The sequence below is a fragment of the Streptomyces fungicidicus genome (assembly GCF_003665435.1).
In the GTDB taxonomy this organism is placed as follows: Bacteria; Actinomycetota; Actinomycetes; order Streptomycetales; family Streptomycetaceae; genus Streptomyces; species Streptomyces fungicidicus.
In genome coordinates this window covers 3812955-3829291 of sequence record NZ_CP023407.1, presented here as the reverse complement: position 1 = coordinate 3829291, position 16337 = coordinate 3812955, and the positions used below count along the sequence as shown (strand labels likewise).

General features: G+C 70.2%; 18 protein-coding genes. 10 read left to right on the top strand and 8 right to left on the bottom strand.

All coding sequences use genetic code 11. The features are described 5' to 3' along the window. Window positions 1-81: 81 nt before the first annotated feature. Window positions 82-1593 carry a glycosyltransferase family 87 protein gene (locus CNQ36_RS17435; RefSeq protein WP_121546690.1) on the top strand — a complete coding sequence of 504 codons (1512 nt, stop codon included), beginning with the start codon at window positions 82-84 and terminating at the stop codon, window positions 1591-1593. Window positions 1594-1673: 80 nt separating this feature from the next. On the opposite strand, the gene CNQ36_RS17430 is transcribed toward CNQ36_RS17435, so the two are convergent. The 3 genes from CNQ36_RS17430 to CNQ36_RS17420 form a co-directional block, all read right to left on the bottom strand. Then, complete coding sequence (locus tag CNQ36_RS17430; protein WP_121546689.1) at window positions 1674-2705, bottom strand: alanine racemase; 1032 nt, start codon at window positions 2703-2705, stop codon at window positions 1674-1676. Window positions 2706-2806: 101 nt separating this feature from the next. Beyond that, window positions 2807-3928 (bottom strand): peptidoglycan bridge formation glycyltransferase FemX, encoded by a 1122-nt coding sequence (gene femX, locus CNQ36_RS17425; protein WP_004929248.1) that lies wholly within the window; start codon window positions 3926-3928, stop codon window positions 2807-2809. A gap of 166 nt (window positions 3929-4094) precedes the next feature. Beyond that, window positions 4095-4409: a hypothetical protein gene (locus CNQ36_RS17420; protein ID WP_004929250.1), complete on the bottom strand. Its 315-nt coding sequence runs from the start codon at window positions 4407-4409 to the stop codon at window positions 4095-4097. Between the two features lie 318 nt (window positions 4410-4727). Here CNQ36_RS17420 and rpsF point away from each other — a divergent pair, with 318 nt between their 5' ends. From rpsF to rplI, 4 genes are all read left to right on the top strand, one after another. Further along, the gene (gene rpsF / locus CNQ36_RS17415; protein ID WP_004929252.1) at window positions 4728-5018 is read left to right on the top strand and encodes a 30S ribosomal protein S6; all 291 of its coding nucleotides are present in this window, start codon (window positions 4728-4730) and stop codon (window positions 5016-5018) included. 76 nt (window positions 5019-5094) lie between these two features. Continuing rightward, the gene (locus CNQ36_RS17410) at window positions 5095-5688 is read left to right on the top strand and encodes a single-stranded DNA-binding protein (protein ID WP_121546688.1); all 594 of its coding nucleotides are present in this window, start codon (window positions 5095-5097) and stop codon (window positions 5686-5688) included. A gap of 43 nt (window positions 5689-5731) precedes the next feature. After that, complete coding sequence (gene rpsR, locus CNQ36_RS17405) at window positions 5732-5968, top strand: 30S ribosomal protein S18 (protein WP_003949403.1); 237 nt, start codon at window positions 5732-5734, stop codon at window positions 5966-5968. 18 nt (window positions 5969-5986) lie between these two features. Next, window positions 5987-6433 (top strand): 50S ribosomal protein L9, encoded by a 447-nt coding sequence (rplI, locus tag CNQ36_RS17400; RefSeq protein WP_121546687.1) that lies wholly within the window; start codon window positions 5987-5989, stop codon window positions 6431-6433. A gap of 81 nt (window positions 6434-6514) precedes the next feature. Here rplI and CNQ36_RS17395 read toward each other — a convergent pair whose 3' ends face one another. Next, window positions 6515-7852: an MATE family efflux transporter gene (locus tag CNQ36_RS17395; RefSeq protein WP_121546686.1), complete on the bottom strand. Its 1338-nt coding sequence runs from the start codon at window positions 7850-7852 to the stop codon at window positions 6515-6517. 460 nt (window positions 7853-8312) lie between these two features. On the opposite strand from CNQ36_RS17395, the gene dnaB reads away from it, so the two are divergent. From dnaB to CNQ36_RS17380, 3 genes are read left to right on the top strand one after another with little or no spacing between them, the layout of a single operon-like run. Next, window positions 8313-9791, top strand: coding sequence for a replicative DNA helicase (dnaB, locus tag CNQ36_RS17390; protein ID WP_004929260.1), 1479 nt, complete (start codon window positions 8313-8315; stop codon window positions 9789-9791). Between the two features lie 7 nt (window positions 9792-9798). Continuing rightward, window positions 9799-10428, top strand: a complete 630-nt coding sequence (locus CNQ36_RS17385) for a hypothetical protein (RefSeq protein ID WP_121546685.1) — start codon at window positions 9799-9801, stop codon at window positions 10426-10428. 53 nt (window positions 10429-10481) lie between these two features. Next, window positions 10482-11870: a serine hydrolase domain-containing protein gene (locus CNQ36_RS17380; protein ID WP_121546684.1), complete on the top strand. Its 1389-nt coding sequence runs from the start codon at window positions 10482-10484 to the stop codon at window positions 11868-11870. 62 nt (window positions 11871-11932) lie between these two features. Here CNQ36_RS17380 and CNQ36_RS17375 read toward each other — a convergent pair whose 3' ends face one another. Then, complete coding sequence (locus tag CNQ36_RS17375; protein ID WP_121546683.1) at window positions 11933-12385, bottom strand: GNAT family N-acetyltransferase; 453 nt, start codon at window positions 12383-12385, stop codon at window positions 11933-11935. Window positions 12386-12394: 9 nt separating this feature from the next. Then, window positions 12395-12859, bottom strand: coding sequence for a MarR family winged helix-turn-helix transcriptional regulator (locus CNQ36_RS17370; protein ID WP_121546682.1), 465 nt, complete (start codon window positions 12857-12859; stop codon window positions 12395-12397). A 142-nt stretch (window positions 12860-13001) separates the two neighbouring features. Between CNQ36_RS17370 and CNQ36_RS17365 the strand changes: the two genes are divergently transcribed. Then, window positions 13002-14219 carry an MFS transporter gene (locus CNQ36_RS17365; RefSeq protein WP_121546681.1) on the top strand — a complete coding sequence of 406 codons (1218 nt, stop codon included), beginning with the start codon at window positions 13002-13004 and terminating at the stop codon, window positions 14217-14219. A 92-nt stretch (window positions 14220-14311) separates the two neighbouring features. Further along, window positions 14312-14737, top strand: a complete 426-nt coding sequence (locus CNQ36_RS17360) for a GlcG/HbpS family heme-binding protein (RefSeq protein ID WP_121546680.1) — start codon at window positions 14312-14314, stop codon at window positions 14735-14737. A gap of 99 nt (window positions 14738-14836) precedes the next feature. Here CNQ36_RS17360 and CNQ36_RS17355 read toward each other — a convergent pair whose 3' ends face one another. Beyond that, on the bottom strand, window positions 14837-15703 hold the full coding sequence (locus tag CNQ36_RS17355; RefSeq protein WP_121546679.1) for a GNAT family N-acetyltransferase: 867 nt from the start codon (window positions 15701-15703) through the stop codon (window positions 14837-14839). 142 nt (window positions 15704-15845) lie between these two features. Further along, entirely contained in the window at window positions 15846-16328 is a 483-nt protein-coding gene (locus CNQ36_RS17350; protein ID WP_004929274.1) for an NUDIX domain-containing protein, read from the bottom strand. Between the last annotated feature and the right edge of the window lie 9 nt (window positions 16329-16337).

The following is a 16337-nucleotide window of genomic DNA, read 5'->3' as shown; positions in this document are numbered from 1 at the left end:
GGCGTTTCACGTGAAACGAGGGCCGTCGCACCCCCCCCGGGTGCGGCGGCCCTCGGCGTATCCCCAGCCTCGTACGGCAGGATGTGCGGCATGCCCAGTGGAGAATCGACGCGAGCGAGCGTCCACGAGCAGGACCAGGTGCGTCCGACCGACGAGGACCGGGTCGCCGCGGCCGGCAGTGAGCTGATCGGCGGTCCGCTCGGGCGGCGAGCCCTGCTCGGCGCGTCCTGGTGGACCCCGGTGCGGGTGATCGCGCTCGTGGCGATCGGCATGTTCGCCCTCGGCATGGTGCAGAAGGCGCCCTGCTACAACGGGGCCTGGTTCTTCGGCGCCAGCTCCCAGTACACGCACGCGTGCTACTCGGACATCCCCCACCTCTACCAGGGGCGCGGATTCGCCGACGGGCTGGTGCCGTACTTCGACAAGCTGTCGGGGGGCATGCAGTACCTCGAGTACCCCGTGCTGACCGGCCTGTTCATGGAGGTCGCCGCCTGGCTCACGCCCGGCAGCGGCAGCATCCAGGACCAGGAGCAGTGGTACTGGATGGTCAACGCCGGAATGCTCATGGCGTGCGCGGCCGTCCTCGTCGTCTGCGTGACCCGCACGCACGCGCGGCGTCCCTGGGACGGCCTGCTGGTCGCGCTGGCGCCGGCCCTCGCGCTGACCGCGACCATCAACTGGGACCTCCTGGCGGTCGCTCTGACGGCCGCGGCGATGCTGATGTGGGCGCGCAGTCGTCCCCTCGCCTTCGGGCTCCTCCTGGGGCTCGCCACGGCCGCCAAGTTCTATCCCGGGCTGCTGCTCGGGCCGCTCCTGGTGCTGTGCTGGCGCGCGGGACGCTGGCGGGAGTTCGGCACCGCCCTCGGCGGCGCGGCGGCCGCCTGGCTCGTCGTGAACGGACCCGTGATGCTCTTCGCGTTCGACGGCTGGTCGAAGTTCTACGAGTTCAGCCATGAACGCCCCGTCGACTTCGGGTCCTTCTGGCTGATCCTGGCGCAGAACTCGGACAACCCGCTGAGCACCGACACGGTCAACACGCTCGCCGCGGTGCTGATGCTGCTGTGCTGCGCGGGCATCGCCGCGCTCACGCTGATGGCTCCCCGCCGGCCGCGCTTCGCCCAGCTCGCCTTCCTGGTCGTCGCGGCGTTCATCCTCACCAACAAGGTCTACTCGCCGCAGTACGTCCTGTGGCTGGTGCCGCTCGCCGCCCTCGCCCGGCCCAAGTGGCGGGACTTCCTGGTCTGGCAGGCCTGCGAGGTGGCGTACTTCCTGGGCATCTGGATGTACCTCGCCTACACGACCAGCGGGGACGCCCACAAGGGACTGCCCACCGACGGCTACCACTGGGCGATCGGCGTGCATCTGCTGGGGACGCTCTACCTGTGTGTCATGGTGGTGCGCGACGTCCTGATGCCGGAGCGGGACCCGGTGCGCCGGTCCGGCGACGACGATCCCTCGGGCGGGGTGCTGGACGGCGCCGAGGACGCCTTCGTGATCGGTCCCGCGGCGTATCCCGCACGGCACGCCGCCGCCCACTTCGAGGGGCCCCAGGTCGAATGGGGCCGGACGGGGGCCGCCGGGGGTTCGCTCTGAGCGAACGCACCCCGAGGTGACGCTCCCTCAGGGCAGACAGAAGGCCGTGCACGGTGAACCCGTGCACGGCCTTCTCGCTGTCAGCGGTCGACGAGCCGGTCGAACTGCGTGGTGGTGTGCCGCAGATGGGCCACCAGCTCGTCACCCACCTGCGGCTCCGGCGCGTCCGAGGGCACGAACAGGATCGACACCTGCATGTGCGGCGGCTCGGCGAACCAGCGCTGCTTGCCGCCCCAGACGAACGGCGAGAGGTTGCGGTTGACCGTGGCGAGGCCTGCCCGGGCGACGCCCTTGGCGCGCGGCATGACCCCGTGCAGGGCCTTGGGGGCCTCCAGGCCCACTCCGTGCGACGTACCGCCCGCCACGACCACCAGATAGCCGTCGGAGGCGGCCTTCTGCTGCCGGTAGCCGAACCGGTCCCCCTTGGCGACGCGCGTGACGTCGAGGACCGCGCCCCGGTACTCGGTGGCGTCGTGGTCCCCCAGCCACAGCCGGGTGCCGATCCGGGCGCGGAACCGGGTCTGCGGGAACTGCTGCTGCAGCCGGGCGAGTTCGTCCGCCTTGAGGTGGCTCACGAACATCGTGTGCAGCGGCAGACGCGCCGCCCGCAGACGGTCCATCCAGCCGATGACCTCCTCGACGGCGTCCGAGCCGTCGGTGCGGTCCAGCGGCAGGTGGATGGCGAAGCCCTCCAGCCGGACGTTCTCTATCGCGGCGTGCAGCTGGGCCAGGTCCTGCTCACCGATGCCGTGCCGCTTCATCGAGGACATCACCTCGATGACCACGCGCGCGCCGACCAGGCCGTACACGCCGTCGACCGACGAGACCGAGCGGATCACGCGGTCGGGCAGCGGCACCGGCTCCTCACCGCGCCGGTACGGCGTCAGCACCAGCAGGTCACCGCCGAACCAGTCCTTGATCCGGGCGGCCTCGTACGTGGTGCCGACGGCGAGGACGTCCGAGCTCAGCCGGGTGGCCTCCTCGGCGAGGCGCTCGTGGCCGAAGCCGTAGCCGTTGCCCTTGCAGACCGGGACCAGTCCCGGGAACTGCTCCTGCACGTGCTTGTGATGCGCCCGCCAGCGCGCGGTGTCGACGTAGAGCGTGAGCGCCATGGCCGGACCTGGAACCTTTCTGGTGGCTGCGGTGTATCAAAGGTATGGGAGCCGACGCAGCCCTCGGGGCCACGAAGACGAAGACCGTGACGAAGAGCCGGTCAGCGGCGCGACATGTAGATGTCGAGCGCCTTGTGGAGCAGCTTGTTCAGCGGGAAGTCCCACTCGCCGAGGTACTCGGCGGCCTGGCCCCCGGTGCCCACCTTGAACTGGATCAGACCGAAGAGGTGGTCGGTCTCGTCCAGCGAGTCGGAGATGCCGCGCAGGTCGTAGACGGTGGCGCCGAGCGCGTAGGCGTCGCGCAGCATCCGCCACTGCATGGCGTTGGAGGGCCGGACCTCGCGGCCGATGTTGTCGGAGGCGCCGTAGGAGTACCAGACGTGCCCGCCGACGATCAGCATCGTCGCCGCGGAGAGGTTCACGCCGTTGTGCCGGGCGAAGTAGAGCCGCATCCGGTTGGGGTCCTCGGTGTTGAGGGCCGTCCACATGCGCTGGAAGTACGACAGCGGGCGGGGCCGGAAGTGGTCGCGCACGGCCGTGATCTCGTACAGCCGCTGCCACTCGGCCAGGTCGTTGTAGCCGCCCTGGACGACCTCGACGCCGGCCTTCTCCGCCTTCTTGATGTTGCGGCGCCACAGCTGGTTGAAGTTCTTGTGGACGTCCTCCAGGGCGCGGTTGGCCAGCGGCACCTGGTAGACGTAGCGGGGCTGGACGTCACCGAAGCCGGCGCCGCCGTCCTCGCCCTGCTGCCAGCCCATGCGGCGCAGCTTGTCGGCGACCTCGAAGGCACGGGGCTCGATGAAGTCGGCCTCCAGGTCGCGCAGGCGCTTCACGTCCTGGTCCTGGATGCCCTTCTTGATGGTCGCGGCCTCCCAGCGCCGGATGATCACCGGCGGGCCCATCTTCACGGAGAAGGCGCCCTGCTGCTTCAGGTGGGCGAGCATGGGCTCGATCCACTCCTGGAGGTTCGGCGCGAACCAGTTGATGACCGGACCCTCGGGCAGGTAGGCGAGGTAACGCTTGATCTTGGGAAGCTGCCGGTAGAGGACCAGACCCGCGCCGACCAGTTCACCGGTCCGGTCGTCGAACCAGCCGAGGCTCTCGGAGCGCCATTCCGCCTTGACATCAGCCCAGGCCGGGACCTGCATGTGGCTCGCCGACGGCAGGCTCTGGATGTAGGCCAGATGCTGCTCTCGGCTGATGGTCCTCAGGGTCAGGCTCATTCGGGGCGCTCCTCGGGCTGGTGTGTCCCCATGGGTTCAGGGGCTCCGGCTCTCGCGCGAAGCCTACTGCGCCTCGGGGGCGCCCCGGTTGGGCGCACGGGACCTTCGCCCCGGCCCGTTGCCGGGCCGGGGCGTTGGACGATGTCCGAAACGGGTGGTGCCGGCGCTAGTCGAAGAGCCCGCCGAAGAGGCCCCCGTGTGCCATGCCCAGGAAGAACCCGACCGCCGAGGCGCCCAGTCCCAGGATGAGGCCGAAGCGCTCGCGCGTGGTCACCGAGATCCACTGGCCGTAGGCACCGACGAGGATTCCCGCCAGACCGGTCCAGGAGCTGAGCAGGTGCAGATGGTGGAACATCGCCGTGATGAAGGACGTGATGCCCAGCACCAGGGTCACCGCGAGCAGCGCGTCCTGGAGCGGGTGGGGTTTGCCGTCCGTGGCGAAAAGGCCACCGGCGGTGTTGGGTCGCAATGCCTGTGCCATGGGGCACCTCCTGCGAAAGGCGGCGGATCGTAGCGCCGTACACACCCGATGTGTACAGATTGACTGTCCCCACAGGCGGATTTCAACCGGAAGCCGCTGTGCGGGTACTCTGTACCGTCTGCCCCGGTGTCTGTCCGGACAGAGCCAGGCGCGAGCAGGGCAGGGCCACGGCCCGTCCCGGCCGGCCCGGTGAACCGCCGCCCGACCCCGATTGTCAGTGGCGGCTGTTCTACTGACAGACATCGTTGCAGCAACGCATCACGACCCTCCTGCCACGGAACGACCGTGGCCGCTGAGTCCAAAGGAGGTGGGTTCCACATGCGTCACTACGAGGTGATGGTCATCCTCGACCCCGACACGGAGGAGCGCGCTGTCTCCCCCCTGATCGAGAACTTCCTCTCCGTCGTCCGTGACGGCGGCGGAAAGGTCGAGAAGGTCGACACCTGGGGCCGTCGTCGTCTCTCGTACGAGATCAAGAAGAAGCCCGAGGGCATCTACTCGGTCATCGACCTGCAGGCCGAGCCTGCGGTCGTCAAGGAGCTCGACCGCCAGATGAACCTGAACGAGTCGGTCCTCCGGACCAAGGTCCTCCGCCCCGAGACCCACTGAGCCTTCCCGCTCAGCTGGTCCCGGGACACGAGTAGCAGCACAAGCAGCCAGCAGCAAACCCGCCGAGAGGTTCCCCATGGCAGGCGAGACCGTCATCACGGTCGTCGGCAATCTTGTCGACGACCCCGAGCTGCGCTTCACCCCGTCCGGTGCGGCCGTCGCGAAGTTCCGTGTCGCGTCGACCCCCCGCACCTTCGACCGCCAGACGAACGAGTGGAAGGACGGCGAGAGCCTGTTCCTGACCTGCTCGGTCTGGCGTCAGGCGGCGGAGAACGTCGCCGAGTCGCTCCAGCGAGGCATGCGCGTCATCGTGCAGGGCCGGCTGAAGCAGCGGTCCTACGAGGACCGTGAGGGCGTCAAGCGCACGGTCTACGAGCTGGACGTCGAGGAAGTCGGCGCCAGCCTGCGCAACGCCACGGCCAAGGTCACCAAGACCACCGGCCGCGGTGGCCAGGGCGGCTACGGCGGCGGTGGCGGCGGCGGCCAGCAGGGCGGCGGCTGGGGCGGCGGCCCCGGTGGCGGCCAGCAGGGCGGCGGCGCGCCCGCCGACGACCCGTGGGCGACCGGCGCTCCCGCCGGCGGCCAGCAGGGCGGCGGCGGTGGCGGCGGCTGGGGCGGTGGCTCCGGCGGCAGCAGCGGCGGCGGCTACTCGGACGAGCCCCCCTTCTAGGCGGGGCCGCACGCACACTTCTTGATCACACAGGAGAAACATCATGGCGAAGCCGCCTGTGCGCAAGCCTAAGAAGAAGGTCTGCGCATTCTGCAAGGACAAGGTCACGTACGTGGACTACAAGGACACGAACATGCTGCGGAAGTTCATTTCCGACCGCGGCAAGATCCGTGCCCGCCGCGTGACCGGCAACTGCACGCAGCACCAGCGTGACGTCGCCACGGCCGTGAAGAACAGCCGTGAGATGGCGCTGCTGCCCTACACGTCCACCGCGCGATAAGGGAAGGGTGACCGACTCATGAAGATCATCCTCACCCACGAGGTCTCCGGCCTCGGTGCCGCGGGCGACGTCGTCGACGTCAAGGACGGCTACGCTCGCAACTACCTGGTTCCGCGGAAGCTCGCGATCCGCTGGACCAAGGGCGGCGAGAAGGACGTCGAGCAGATCCGTCGTGCTCGCAAGATCCACGAGATCCAGACCATCGAGCAGGCCAACCAGGTGAAGGCGCAGCTCGAGGGCGTCAAGGTCCGCCTGGCCGTCCGCTCCGGCGACGCCGGTCGTCTCTTCGGTTCCGTCACGCCGGCCGACGTCGCTTCGGCGATCAAGGCCGCCGGTGGCCCCGACGTCGACAAGCGCCGCATCGAGCTGGGCTCGCCGATCAAGACGCTGGGCGCCCACGAGACGTCCGTCCGTCTGCACCCCGAGGTTGCCGCCAAGGTCAGCCTCGAGGTCGTCGCTGCCTGAGGGCCGCGCCCACTGAAGCAGTGAGGATGGGGGCCGCACCCTTCGGGGGCGGCCCCCATCGCTGTGTTTCACGTGAAACGGTCAGCGCGCCGCGCCGGTGACGATCCAGTGGCCGGAGCGGGTGCGGAGCCACAGCGTCAGCATGCGCACGCTCATCATGAGCGTCATCGTGGCCCACAGAGCGGTAAGCCCGCCCCCGAGAGCGGGGACCAGCAGGGCGGCGGGGGTGAAGACCGCGAGCGTCAGCAGCATCGCCCATGCCAGATAGGGCCCGTCGCCCGCGCCCATCAGCACGCCGTCCAGGACGAACACGATGCCGCAGATCGGCTGGGACAGCGCCACCAGCAGCAAGGCGGGCAGTGCCACGCTCTTGACGGTGGGGTCGCCGGTGAAAAGAGGCAGGAACACCGGTCGGGCAAGCACCACCAGCACACCGAGGACGACCCCGACCGCGATGCCCCACTCGACCATCCGGCGGCACGCCTCACGGGCGCCCCGGACGTCCCCGGCGCCCAGATAGCGCCCGATGATGGCCTGCCCGGCGATGGCGATGGCGTCCAGCGCGAACGCGAGCAGGCTCCACAGGGAGAGGACGATCTGGTGGGCCGCGATGTCGGAGTCGCCGAGGCGCGCGGCGACGGCTGTCGCGATCATCAGGATCGCCCGGAGCGAGAGGGTGCGCACCAGCAGGGGGACCCCCGCTCGGGCCGAGGCCCTGATCCCGGCGGCGTCCGGCCGGAGCGACGCCCCGTGCCTGCGGGCCCCGCGCACCACCACGACCAGGTAGACCACGGCCATGCCGCACTGTGCGATGACGGTGCCCCAGGCGGAGCCGGCGATACCGAGGCCGGCGCCGTAGACCAGGGCGACGTTGAGGACACCGTTGGCGACGAAACCGGCGATCGCCACATAGAGCGGTGTCCTGGTGTTCTGCAGCCCGCGGAGGACCCCGGTCGCGGCGAGGACGATCAGCATGGCCGGTATGCCGAGCGTGGAGATCCGCAGATAGGTGGTCGCGTAGGGGGCCGCTGTGTCCGAGGCGCCGAAGAGCTCCACGAGCGCGGGTGCCGTGGGCAGGACGGCGGCCACGACGATGCCACCGAGGAGGAGCGCCAGCCAGATGCCGTCCATGCCCTGGCGGATCGCCGAGGGGAGGTCGCCCGCACCGACCCGCCGGGCGACGGCGGCCGTGGTGGCGTAGGCGAGGAAGACGAAGACGCTCACCGCGGTCATCAGGAGGGCGGAGGCGACGCCGAGGCCGGCGAGCTGTGCCGTCCCCAGATGGCCGACGATGGCACTGTCGGCCATGACGAAGAGCGGCTCGGCGACGAGCGCGCCGAAGGCGGGAACTGCCAGCATGACGATCTCTCGGTCATGCTGCCGTCGAGCGGCTCGGGGCCGTGCGGGGGCCTGTGTCATGTGCACCAATCTAATCGTCCACAGGTAAGAGATGCAAAGCTTTATAGACCCTTACTTCGTGGCTCTGGGTGTGGGGTTGCGTACACCTCATGAAGCGATCTTGATCCGACCGGGAAACTTTTTCTTCTGCACAGCCGGTGGACGATAAAACTGCAGGTCAAGGCTGTGTCGACAAGAGGGGCCCCGGCTTGTTCACAGGGCTGTCCACCGGCTCGTGCACAGGTTTCCCGGAGTTCTCCACAGCATTGGGCCGGTCGTCCACAGGGCCTGTGGATAACCAGATTGGCTGACGGTGCCGAGGGGCCTACGGTGGTCCGGCGCTTGCTCCGTCCACCGCTCACAAAAACGCCACAAACCTGGCGTGCGGCAACTGGAGTTGGGCCTCTTATTTGTCAGAGCCGTGCCGTAGAACTGAGGGGCACGGCGAGGTCCGCTCCGGCGGACGGGAGGAGGTGGCTCGGTGAGCATTTCCGAGCCCTTGGACGATCCGTGGGCCGACAGCGGTCCCAGTGATCGTCTGCCCGCCTCCCGCCGCCGCGAGGACCGGGGCAGGGGCCGCGACGAGCAGCACGACCGGGGCCGGGACGGCGGCGCGTGGGACGGGGGAGGCTCCGCCTTCGAGCGGGTGCCGCCCCAGGATCTTGAGGCCGAGCAGTCGGTGCTGGGCGGCATGCTGCTGTCCAAGGACGCCATCGCCGACGTCGTCGAGATCCTCAAGGGCCACGACTTCTACAAGCCGGCCCACGAGACCGTCTACACGGCGATCCTCGACGTGTACGCCAAGGGCGAGCCGGCCGACCCGATCACCATCGCCGCGGAGCTGACCAAGCGCGGTGAGATCAACAAGGTCGGCGGGGCCTCGTATCTGCACACCCTGGTCCAGACGGTGCCGACGGCGGCCAACGCGGCCTACTACGCGGAGATCGTCCACGAGCGTGCCGTGCTGCGCCGCCTGGTCGAGGCCGGTACGCGCATCACGCAGATGGGATACGCGGCCGACGACGACGTCGACGAGATCGTCAACCGCGCGCAGGCGGAGATCTACGCGGTCACCGAGCAGCGCACCAGTGAGGACTACCTGCCGCTGGGCGACATCATGGAGGGCGCGCTCGACGAGATCGAGGCGATCGGATCCCGCAGCGGTGAGATGACCGGCGTACCCACCGGGTTCACCGACTTCGACTCGCTCACCAACGGCCTGCACCCGGGTCAGATGATCGTCATCGCCGCGCGTCCCGCGATGGGCAAGTCGACGCTCGCCCTGGACTTCGCGCGGGCCGCCTCCATCAAGAACAACCTGCCGAGCGTCATCTTCTCGCTCGAGATGGGGCGCAACGAGATCGCGATGCGCCTGCTGTCCGCGGAGGCCCGGGTCGCCCTGCACCACATGCGTTCCGGGACGATGACCGACGAGGACTGGACGCGCCTGGCCCGCCGGATGCCGGACGTCTCGGCGGCGCCGCTCTACATCGACGACTCGCCGAACCTGTCGATGATGGAGATCCGCGCCAAGTGCCGCCGTCTGAAGCAGCGCAACGACCTGAAGCTGGTCGTCATCGACTATCTGCAGCTGATGCAGGCCGGCGGCTCCAAGCGGTCCGAGAGCCGTCAGCAGGAGGTTTCGGACATGTCCCGTAACCTCAAGCTGCTCGCCAAGGAGCTGGAGATCCCGGTGATCGCGCTCTCCCAGCTCAACCGTGGCCCCGAACAGCGCACGGACAAGAAGCCGATGGTCTCCGACCTGCGTGAGTCCGGCTCCATCGAGCAGGACGCCGACATGGTCATCCTGCTGCACCGCGAGGACGCCTACGAGAAGGAGTCCCCGCGCGCGGGCGAGGCGGACCTGATCGTCGCCAAGCACCGAAACGGCCCCACGGCGACCATCACCGTGGCCTTCCAGGGCCACTACTCGCGCTTCGTCGACATGGCGCAGACCTGACCGTCACATGGGGACGGACATCAGCGGTTTCGTCGAGTGCCGGGCACGGCACCTCCACGAGGAGGGCGAAGGCCCGGTCTGGCGCGCCGCCATCGACCTCTTCCTCCTCAACACCACCCGGAACTACGACGCGTTCGGCTGCCTCTTCGGAGTCCGCAACTACGCGAACTTCCGGCCGCTGGCCGCGGACCGGGGACTCCCGGCCGACGCGTCGGAGACCGTCCGTGCCGAACTCGGCCGACTCGCCGAGTGGCCGGACCAGGCGTACGGCACCACCTGGATCACCTGGGCCGAGCTGAAGGAGGTCGACTGGGGCGAGCCGGCCGAGAAGGCCGACAGCCGGCTCCACCAGTACCGTCGGACTCCGGACGGGCTCCGGCTGACCGGGAAGTCCGCCTGGAGTCCTCGCCTGGCAGAAGCCGTCGGCCTTCCCGGCCCGGTGCCGGGCGAGGCCCGGGAGTGGCCCGAGGGGAGCGAATGGCTCATCGGCGACACTCTCTACAGGTCCGAAAGACTCCGCCGCCGGGACGCCGTCCCGGAGACAGGCGAGTGGAAACCGGTCTGGACGGTCATGGAGGCCCTCGCGTCGCAGCACGGCGACGACCACGTGCGACTCGTGGTCTGGTTCGACGACTGAGGTGCCTCGGGCAGGAGTTCTCCCGATCCCGCGGTTGCTGTTGAACTGGGCGCATGACGACAGCTCAGGAAGAACTGCTGCCCGGCACTCGTCGGGCACTGCTGCACCGGATCGCCGTCGCCCAGGCCGAAGGGCGGGCGCCGTCGCTCGTCGCGGCCGTGGTGCGCGGCGGGAGGACCGTGTGGACGGGGGCACGGACCTCGGTGGAGGGCCAGGCCCCGGACGAGAACGTGCAGTACCGGATCGGCTCGATCACCAAGACCTTCACCGCCGTGCTGGTGCTCCGGCTGCGCGACGAGGGAGCGCTCGCTCTCTCCGACCCGCTGGAGAGACATCTGCCGGGCACGGGCGCGGGCGGGGCGACCGTCGCGCAACTGCTTTCCCACAGCGCGGGGCTGGCTGCGGAGACGCCCGGGCCCTGGTGGGAGCGGACCCCGGGCTCCCTGCGGCCGGATCTCGCCGACGTGCTGGGCGAGCGGCCCCTGGTGCATCCCGCGGGCAGGCGGTTCCACTACTCGAACACCGGATACGCGCTGCTCGGCGCGCTGGTCGAGAAGCTGCGCGGTGCGCCGTGGGAGGAGGTGCTCCGGCGGGAGGTGCTCGAACCCCTGGGCCTGCGTCGCACGACCGTGCACGCGGAGGCGCCGCACGCGGGCGGCTGGGCGGTGCACCCATGGGCGGATGTGATGCTGCCCGAGCCGCTGGAGGACCTCGGGCTGATGGCGCCCGCCGGGCAACTCTGGTCGACCGCAGGGGACTTGGCGCGCTTCGCGGCCTTCCTGTCCGGGGGCGACGAGCGGGTGCTGAGTGACGAGTCGCTGCGGGAGATGAGGACGCCTGCGGCACCGGCCGAGGCGGCGGACGTGACGAGCGGCTACGCGTACTGCCTGGGCCTGGAGGTCCGGCACCAGCACGGCCGGTCCCTCGTCGGGCACACCGGATCACTGCCGGGGTTCCTCGCCTGCCTCACCGCCGGTGTGGCGGACGACGTGAGCGCGGTGGTCCTGGCCAACTGCACCTCGGGGCCGGCGCCGTTCACGGTCGCCGCGGACCTCGTACGGATCGTCGCCGAGGCGGAACCGCGTATCCCGGCTCCCTGGCAGCCGCTGCGGGAGACCCCCGATCCCGCGGTGCTGGAGCTGGTGGGGCAGTGGTATTGGGGGACGGCCGCGTTCGCCCTGCGGCTCCGGGCGGACGGTCTCGTCTCGCTCGGGCCGCTGTCCGGCAACGGCAGGCGCTCACGTTTCCGTCCGCAGGGGGACGGCACCTGGGTGGGGCTGGAGGGCTACTACGCCGGAGAGGTCCTGAGGCCGGTACGGCGGCCGGACGGGGCGGTGAGCCATCTCGACCTGGGCTCGTTCGTGTTCACGCGGCAGCCGTATGACGAGGGGGCTCCCGTGCCGGGCGGAGTGGACCCCGAGGGGTGGAGGGGCATCGGCTAGCCTCCGGCCGGTCCGGCGGCGGCGGGTCCTGTTTCACGTGAAACAGGATCCGGCCCGTTGCGTCACAGCGGCAGCTTGAAGCCCACATGGGAGGCCGTGAAGCCGAGGCGCTCGTAGAAGCGGTGGGCATCGGTGCGGGTGTTGTCCGAGGTCAGCTGGACCAGTTGGCACCCCTCACGGCGGGACGTGTCGATCGCCCACTCGATGAGCCGGCTCCCCAGACCGCTGCCGCGCTCGTCGCCGTGGATCCGGACCGCTTCGATGATCGACCGGGTGGCGCCGCGGCGGGAGAGGCCGGGAACGATCGTGAGCTGGAGGGTGCCGACGACGCGGCCCTCACGGACCGCCACGACCAGGTGCTGGTTCGGGTCGGCGCCGAGCCGCTCCAGAGCGGTGAGATAGGGGGCGAGGTCCTCCGGCGACTCTCGTTGCGCGCCCAGGGGGTCGTCCGCGAGCATGCCGACGATCGCGGGGAGGTCGTCGGCGGCCGCGGCACGTATCTCGAGATCGTCCATGGCCGCAGCCTATGCGGGCACCGACGTCTTGAGCGTTTCCACGGCCCGGACCAGTGGGGCCAGTTCGGGATTGGCCGCTGCCTCGTCCAGGGCCTCACGCAAGGCCGTGTCATTGGTGGGTCGCGCCCGGGTCAGAAGCTCGAGGCCGGCCGGGGTGACGTTGGTGTAGATGCCGCGGCGGTCGGTGGGGCACAGATAGCGCTCCAGCAGTCCACGGTCCTCCAGGCGGGTGACCAGGCGCGTGGTGGCGCTCTGGCTGAGCACGACCGCGTCGGCGACCTGCTTCATCTGCAGATGGCCCCCGTCGCCGTCGTGCTGCCGGCTGAGCACGTCGAGCAGGGAGTACTCGCGCACGCTCAGGTCGTGCCGGGCCTGCAGGGCGCGTTCGATGTGGGCCTCGATCCTCCCGTGCAGCAGGGAGAGTGCGCACCAGCCCTGGGAGAGGGCGGTGAGCGCGGGATCCGTGGCCGTCATGGGCGTTTCCTCCGTCCAAGGAGCTACTGGCACCAGGGTAGAGCAAGTCCGCAATAGCCCGCGCTTGCAATTAATCGGCATCTGCAATTATTGTCTGAGCTTGTAAAGCGCTCCTGCAATCGTCTGGGAAGGTCTGTCCCCCATGCCTCTCGCGCTACTGGCCCTCGCGATCGGGGCCTTCGGGATCGGAACCACGGAGTTCGTGATCATGGGCTTGCTGCCCGAGGTCGCCGGTGACTTCGGGGTCTCCATTCCCACCGCCGGCTATCTGGTGACCGGCTACGCGCTGGGCGTCATGTTCGGCGCCCCGCTGATGACCGTGCTCGGCACCAGGATCTCCCGCAAGCGGATGCTGATGCTGCTGATGGGACTGTTCATCGCCGGGAACCTGCTCTCGGCCCTGGCACCGTCCTTCGGCGTCATGCTGACCGGCCGGGTGGTGGCCTCACTGGCCCACGGCGCCTTCTTCGGCATCGGTGCGGTGGTGGCGGCCGAGCTGGTCGCGCCGGACAAGAAGGCCGGGGCCATCGCCCTGATGTTCACCGGCCTGACCGTCGCCAACGTCGTCGGCGTGCCGCTGGGCACCCTCGTCGGCCAGTCCCTCGGCTGGCGCGTCACCTTCGGCATCGTCGCCGTCCTCGGCGTCGTCGGCCTGGCCGGCATCGCGAAGCTCGTCCCCGACATGCCAAGGCCCGAGGGCGTACGGCTGCGTCATGAGCTGGCGGCACTGAAGAACATCCAGGTCCTGCTCGCGATGGCGATGACCGTCCTCGGTTTCGGCGGGGTCTTCGCGGCCATCACCTACATCGCGCCGATGATGACGCACGCCGCCGGTTTCGCGGACGGTTCCGTCACCTGGCTGCTGGTCCTCTTCGGGCTCGGCATGGTCGGCGGCAACCTCGTCGGCGGCAGGTACGCCGACCGCGCCCTGATGCCCATGCTGTACCTGTCCCTGGGCGCCCTGTCCGTCGTCCTCGCGCTCTTCACGCTGACCGCCCACAACAAGGCCGCGGCGGCCGTCACCATCGTGCTCATCGGCGGCCTCGGATTCGCCACGGTGCCGCCGTTGCAGAAGCGGGTGCTCGACCAGGCGCACGGCGCCCCCACCCTGGCCTCGGCCCTGAACATCGGCGCCTTCAACCTCGGCAACGCGCTGGCCGCCTGGCTGGGCGGCCTCGTGATCGCGGCCGGTCTCGGCTACACCGCGCCCAACTGGGTCGGCGCCGTCCTCGCCGCGAGCGCCCTGGTGCTGGCCTTCGTCTCGGCCGCGCTCGAGCGCCGCGGCACCTCCGCCGCCGCGCCCGCCACCCCGGTCACCGCTCCGGCGACCGCCGAGCGGCGCACCGCCGTCACCCCCTGACCCACCGCGCCCGGAGTCGCGGGACCAGGGCCGTTCCCGCGACCGTCTCCCCGCACCACCGATGTCACCAGTACCGCAAGGAGAACACCCTCATGAGCACCACCACCAGCGCCACAGCCCCGCTGACCACCGCGGACGCCGAGGCCCTCGTCGCCGCGGCAGGCCGGGCCGCCGAAGCGGCCGGTGTCACGGTCAGCGTCACCGTCCTCGACGCCGGCGGGCATCCGCTCACCTTCCGCAGGGACGACCGGGCCGTGCTGATCTCCGGCGAGACCAGCACCCGCAAGGCGTACACCGCTCTGCAGCTGAACGCGCCCACCGCCGATCTGGTGGACGCCGTGCAGCCCGGGGCGCCGTTCCACACCCTGCCCACCGCACTGGACCGGCCGCTGCTGTTCATCGCCGGGGGCGTGCCGGTCCGGCGCGACGGCCGGCTGATCGGTGCGATCGGCGTCGGCGGGGGCGCACCCGAGCAGGACCACGACTTCGCCACGGCAGCCGTTAAGGCCCTCGTCTGACGACACGACGCGACGGAAGCGGCGACGCCGGCCCCGAAGCCCGGGACCGGCGTCGCCGTGTCGCCCGCACCAGGCGGTCATGCCTCGGGTCGCCCCGTCTCAGGTCGCGGCGACCGTCACCGGGGCGAACCTCCGGCTCCAGTCGCCGGGCAGCTCCGTGATCCCGTACGTCATGACGGCGTTCCGTGCGACGGGCGCCAGCCCGTGCGCCTTCAGCCAGCTCACCAGCTCTTCGTGCCGCACATCGATGTCGGTGCGCAGCGGCCGGTCGGTGCGGGCGGCGAGGGAGACCAGCAGTGCCCGGGCCGTCCCGGTGTCGCGGGCGATCAGAGGGCCCACGACATGGGTGTCCATGTTGGGCCAGGCGGCCGCGTAGCCGGTGATCCGCCCGTCCTCCTCGGCGACGCGCAGCTGGTCGGCGAAGGCGGGCAGGCGGGTGACGACATGGGTCCGGTCGGCGCCGAACACCTCCTCGTCGAAGCGGACGATCGCGGGGAGGTCCTCCGCGGTCGCGGCCCGGGTGCCGGCCTCCGACAGACCGCCCGAGGGCACGAAGCGGCCTCGCAGCATCTCGGACCGGCCGATGACCTTGAAGCCGAGCTGTTCGTAGAGGGGGCGGCCGAAGGGAGTCGCGTGCAGGGTGAGGGGCGTGGTGCCCATCGCGGCGACCACATGCCGCATCAGCCGGCGTCCCACGCCCCGGCGCGCGTGGCGTTCGGCGACCAGGACCATCCCGATGGCCGCCAGGGCGGGCCGGTCACCCGGTCCGTACTCGGTGACGACACAGGCCGCCACCAGCCCCCCGTCGGGGTCGTCGACGCCGTACCCCGTCCCGGCCGCGAGGAGGAGGCCCCACTTGTGCTCCTCCCGTGGCCACCCCCGGTCCTCGGACAAGTCGGCGCAGGCGGTGAGGTCGCGCAGCGTCAGACGGCGGATGGGCAGGGAGTCAAGGGAAGGTGTCGGCACGCAGGTCAGGCTGTCCGACAGAGGGCTTCGGCGTCCACCTGTTTCAGGAGAATCCTGAGGGCTTTCGGCCACGCCACGGCCGCCCGCGGAACGAGAGCGCGGGCCTGCCCGCGCCCGGTGCGTGGCGCTCCACGGCCGGACGTCATCCCAGGTCGGGAGCGTGCATGGCCCGTACGCCCTCGATGTTGCCGTCCAGGTAGTGGCGCAGCGACAGCGGCACCAGGTGGACCGAGGCGATCCCGACGCGGGTGAACGGCACGCGGACGATCTCGTACTCGCCGGCGGGCTCGTCGACCTCCGGGCCGTGCCGCAGGGAGGTGTCCATGGATTCCAGGCGGCAGACGAAGAAGTGCTGCACCTTCACCCCGGTGGCGCCGCCGTCCTCGCCGATGTGCTCCACGGTGTCGACGAAACAGGGCACCACATCGGTGACCTTGGCGCCGAGCTCCTCGTACACCTCGCGGTGCAGGGCGTCGACGACGGTCGGGTCCTCCGGCTCGACCCCTCCGCCGGGGGTGACCCAGTACGGGTCCACGCCGGGTTTGGTGCGCTTGATCAGGATCAAGTTCTCGCCGTCCAGCAGAACTGCTCGGGCGGTGCGCTTGACCACGGGTCGGACGGTCATGGGGGGAAT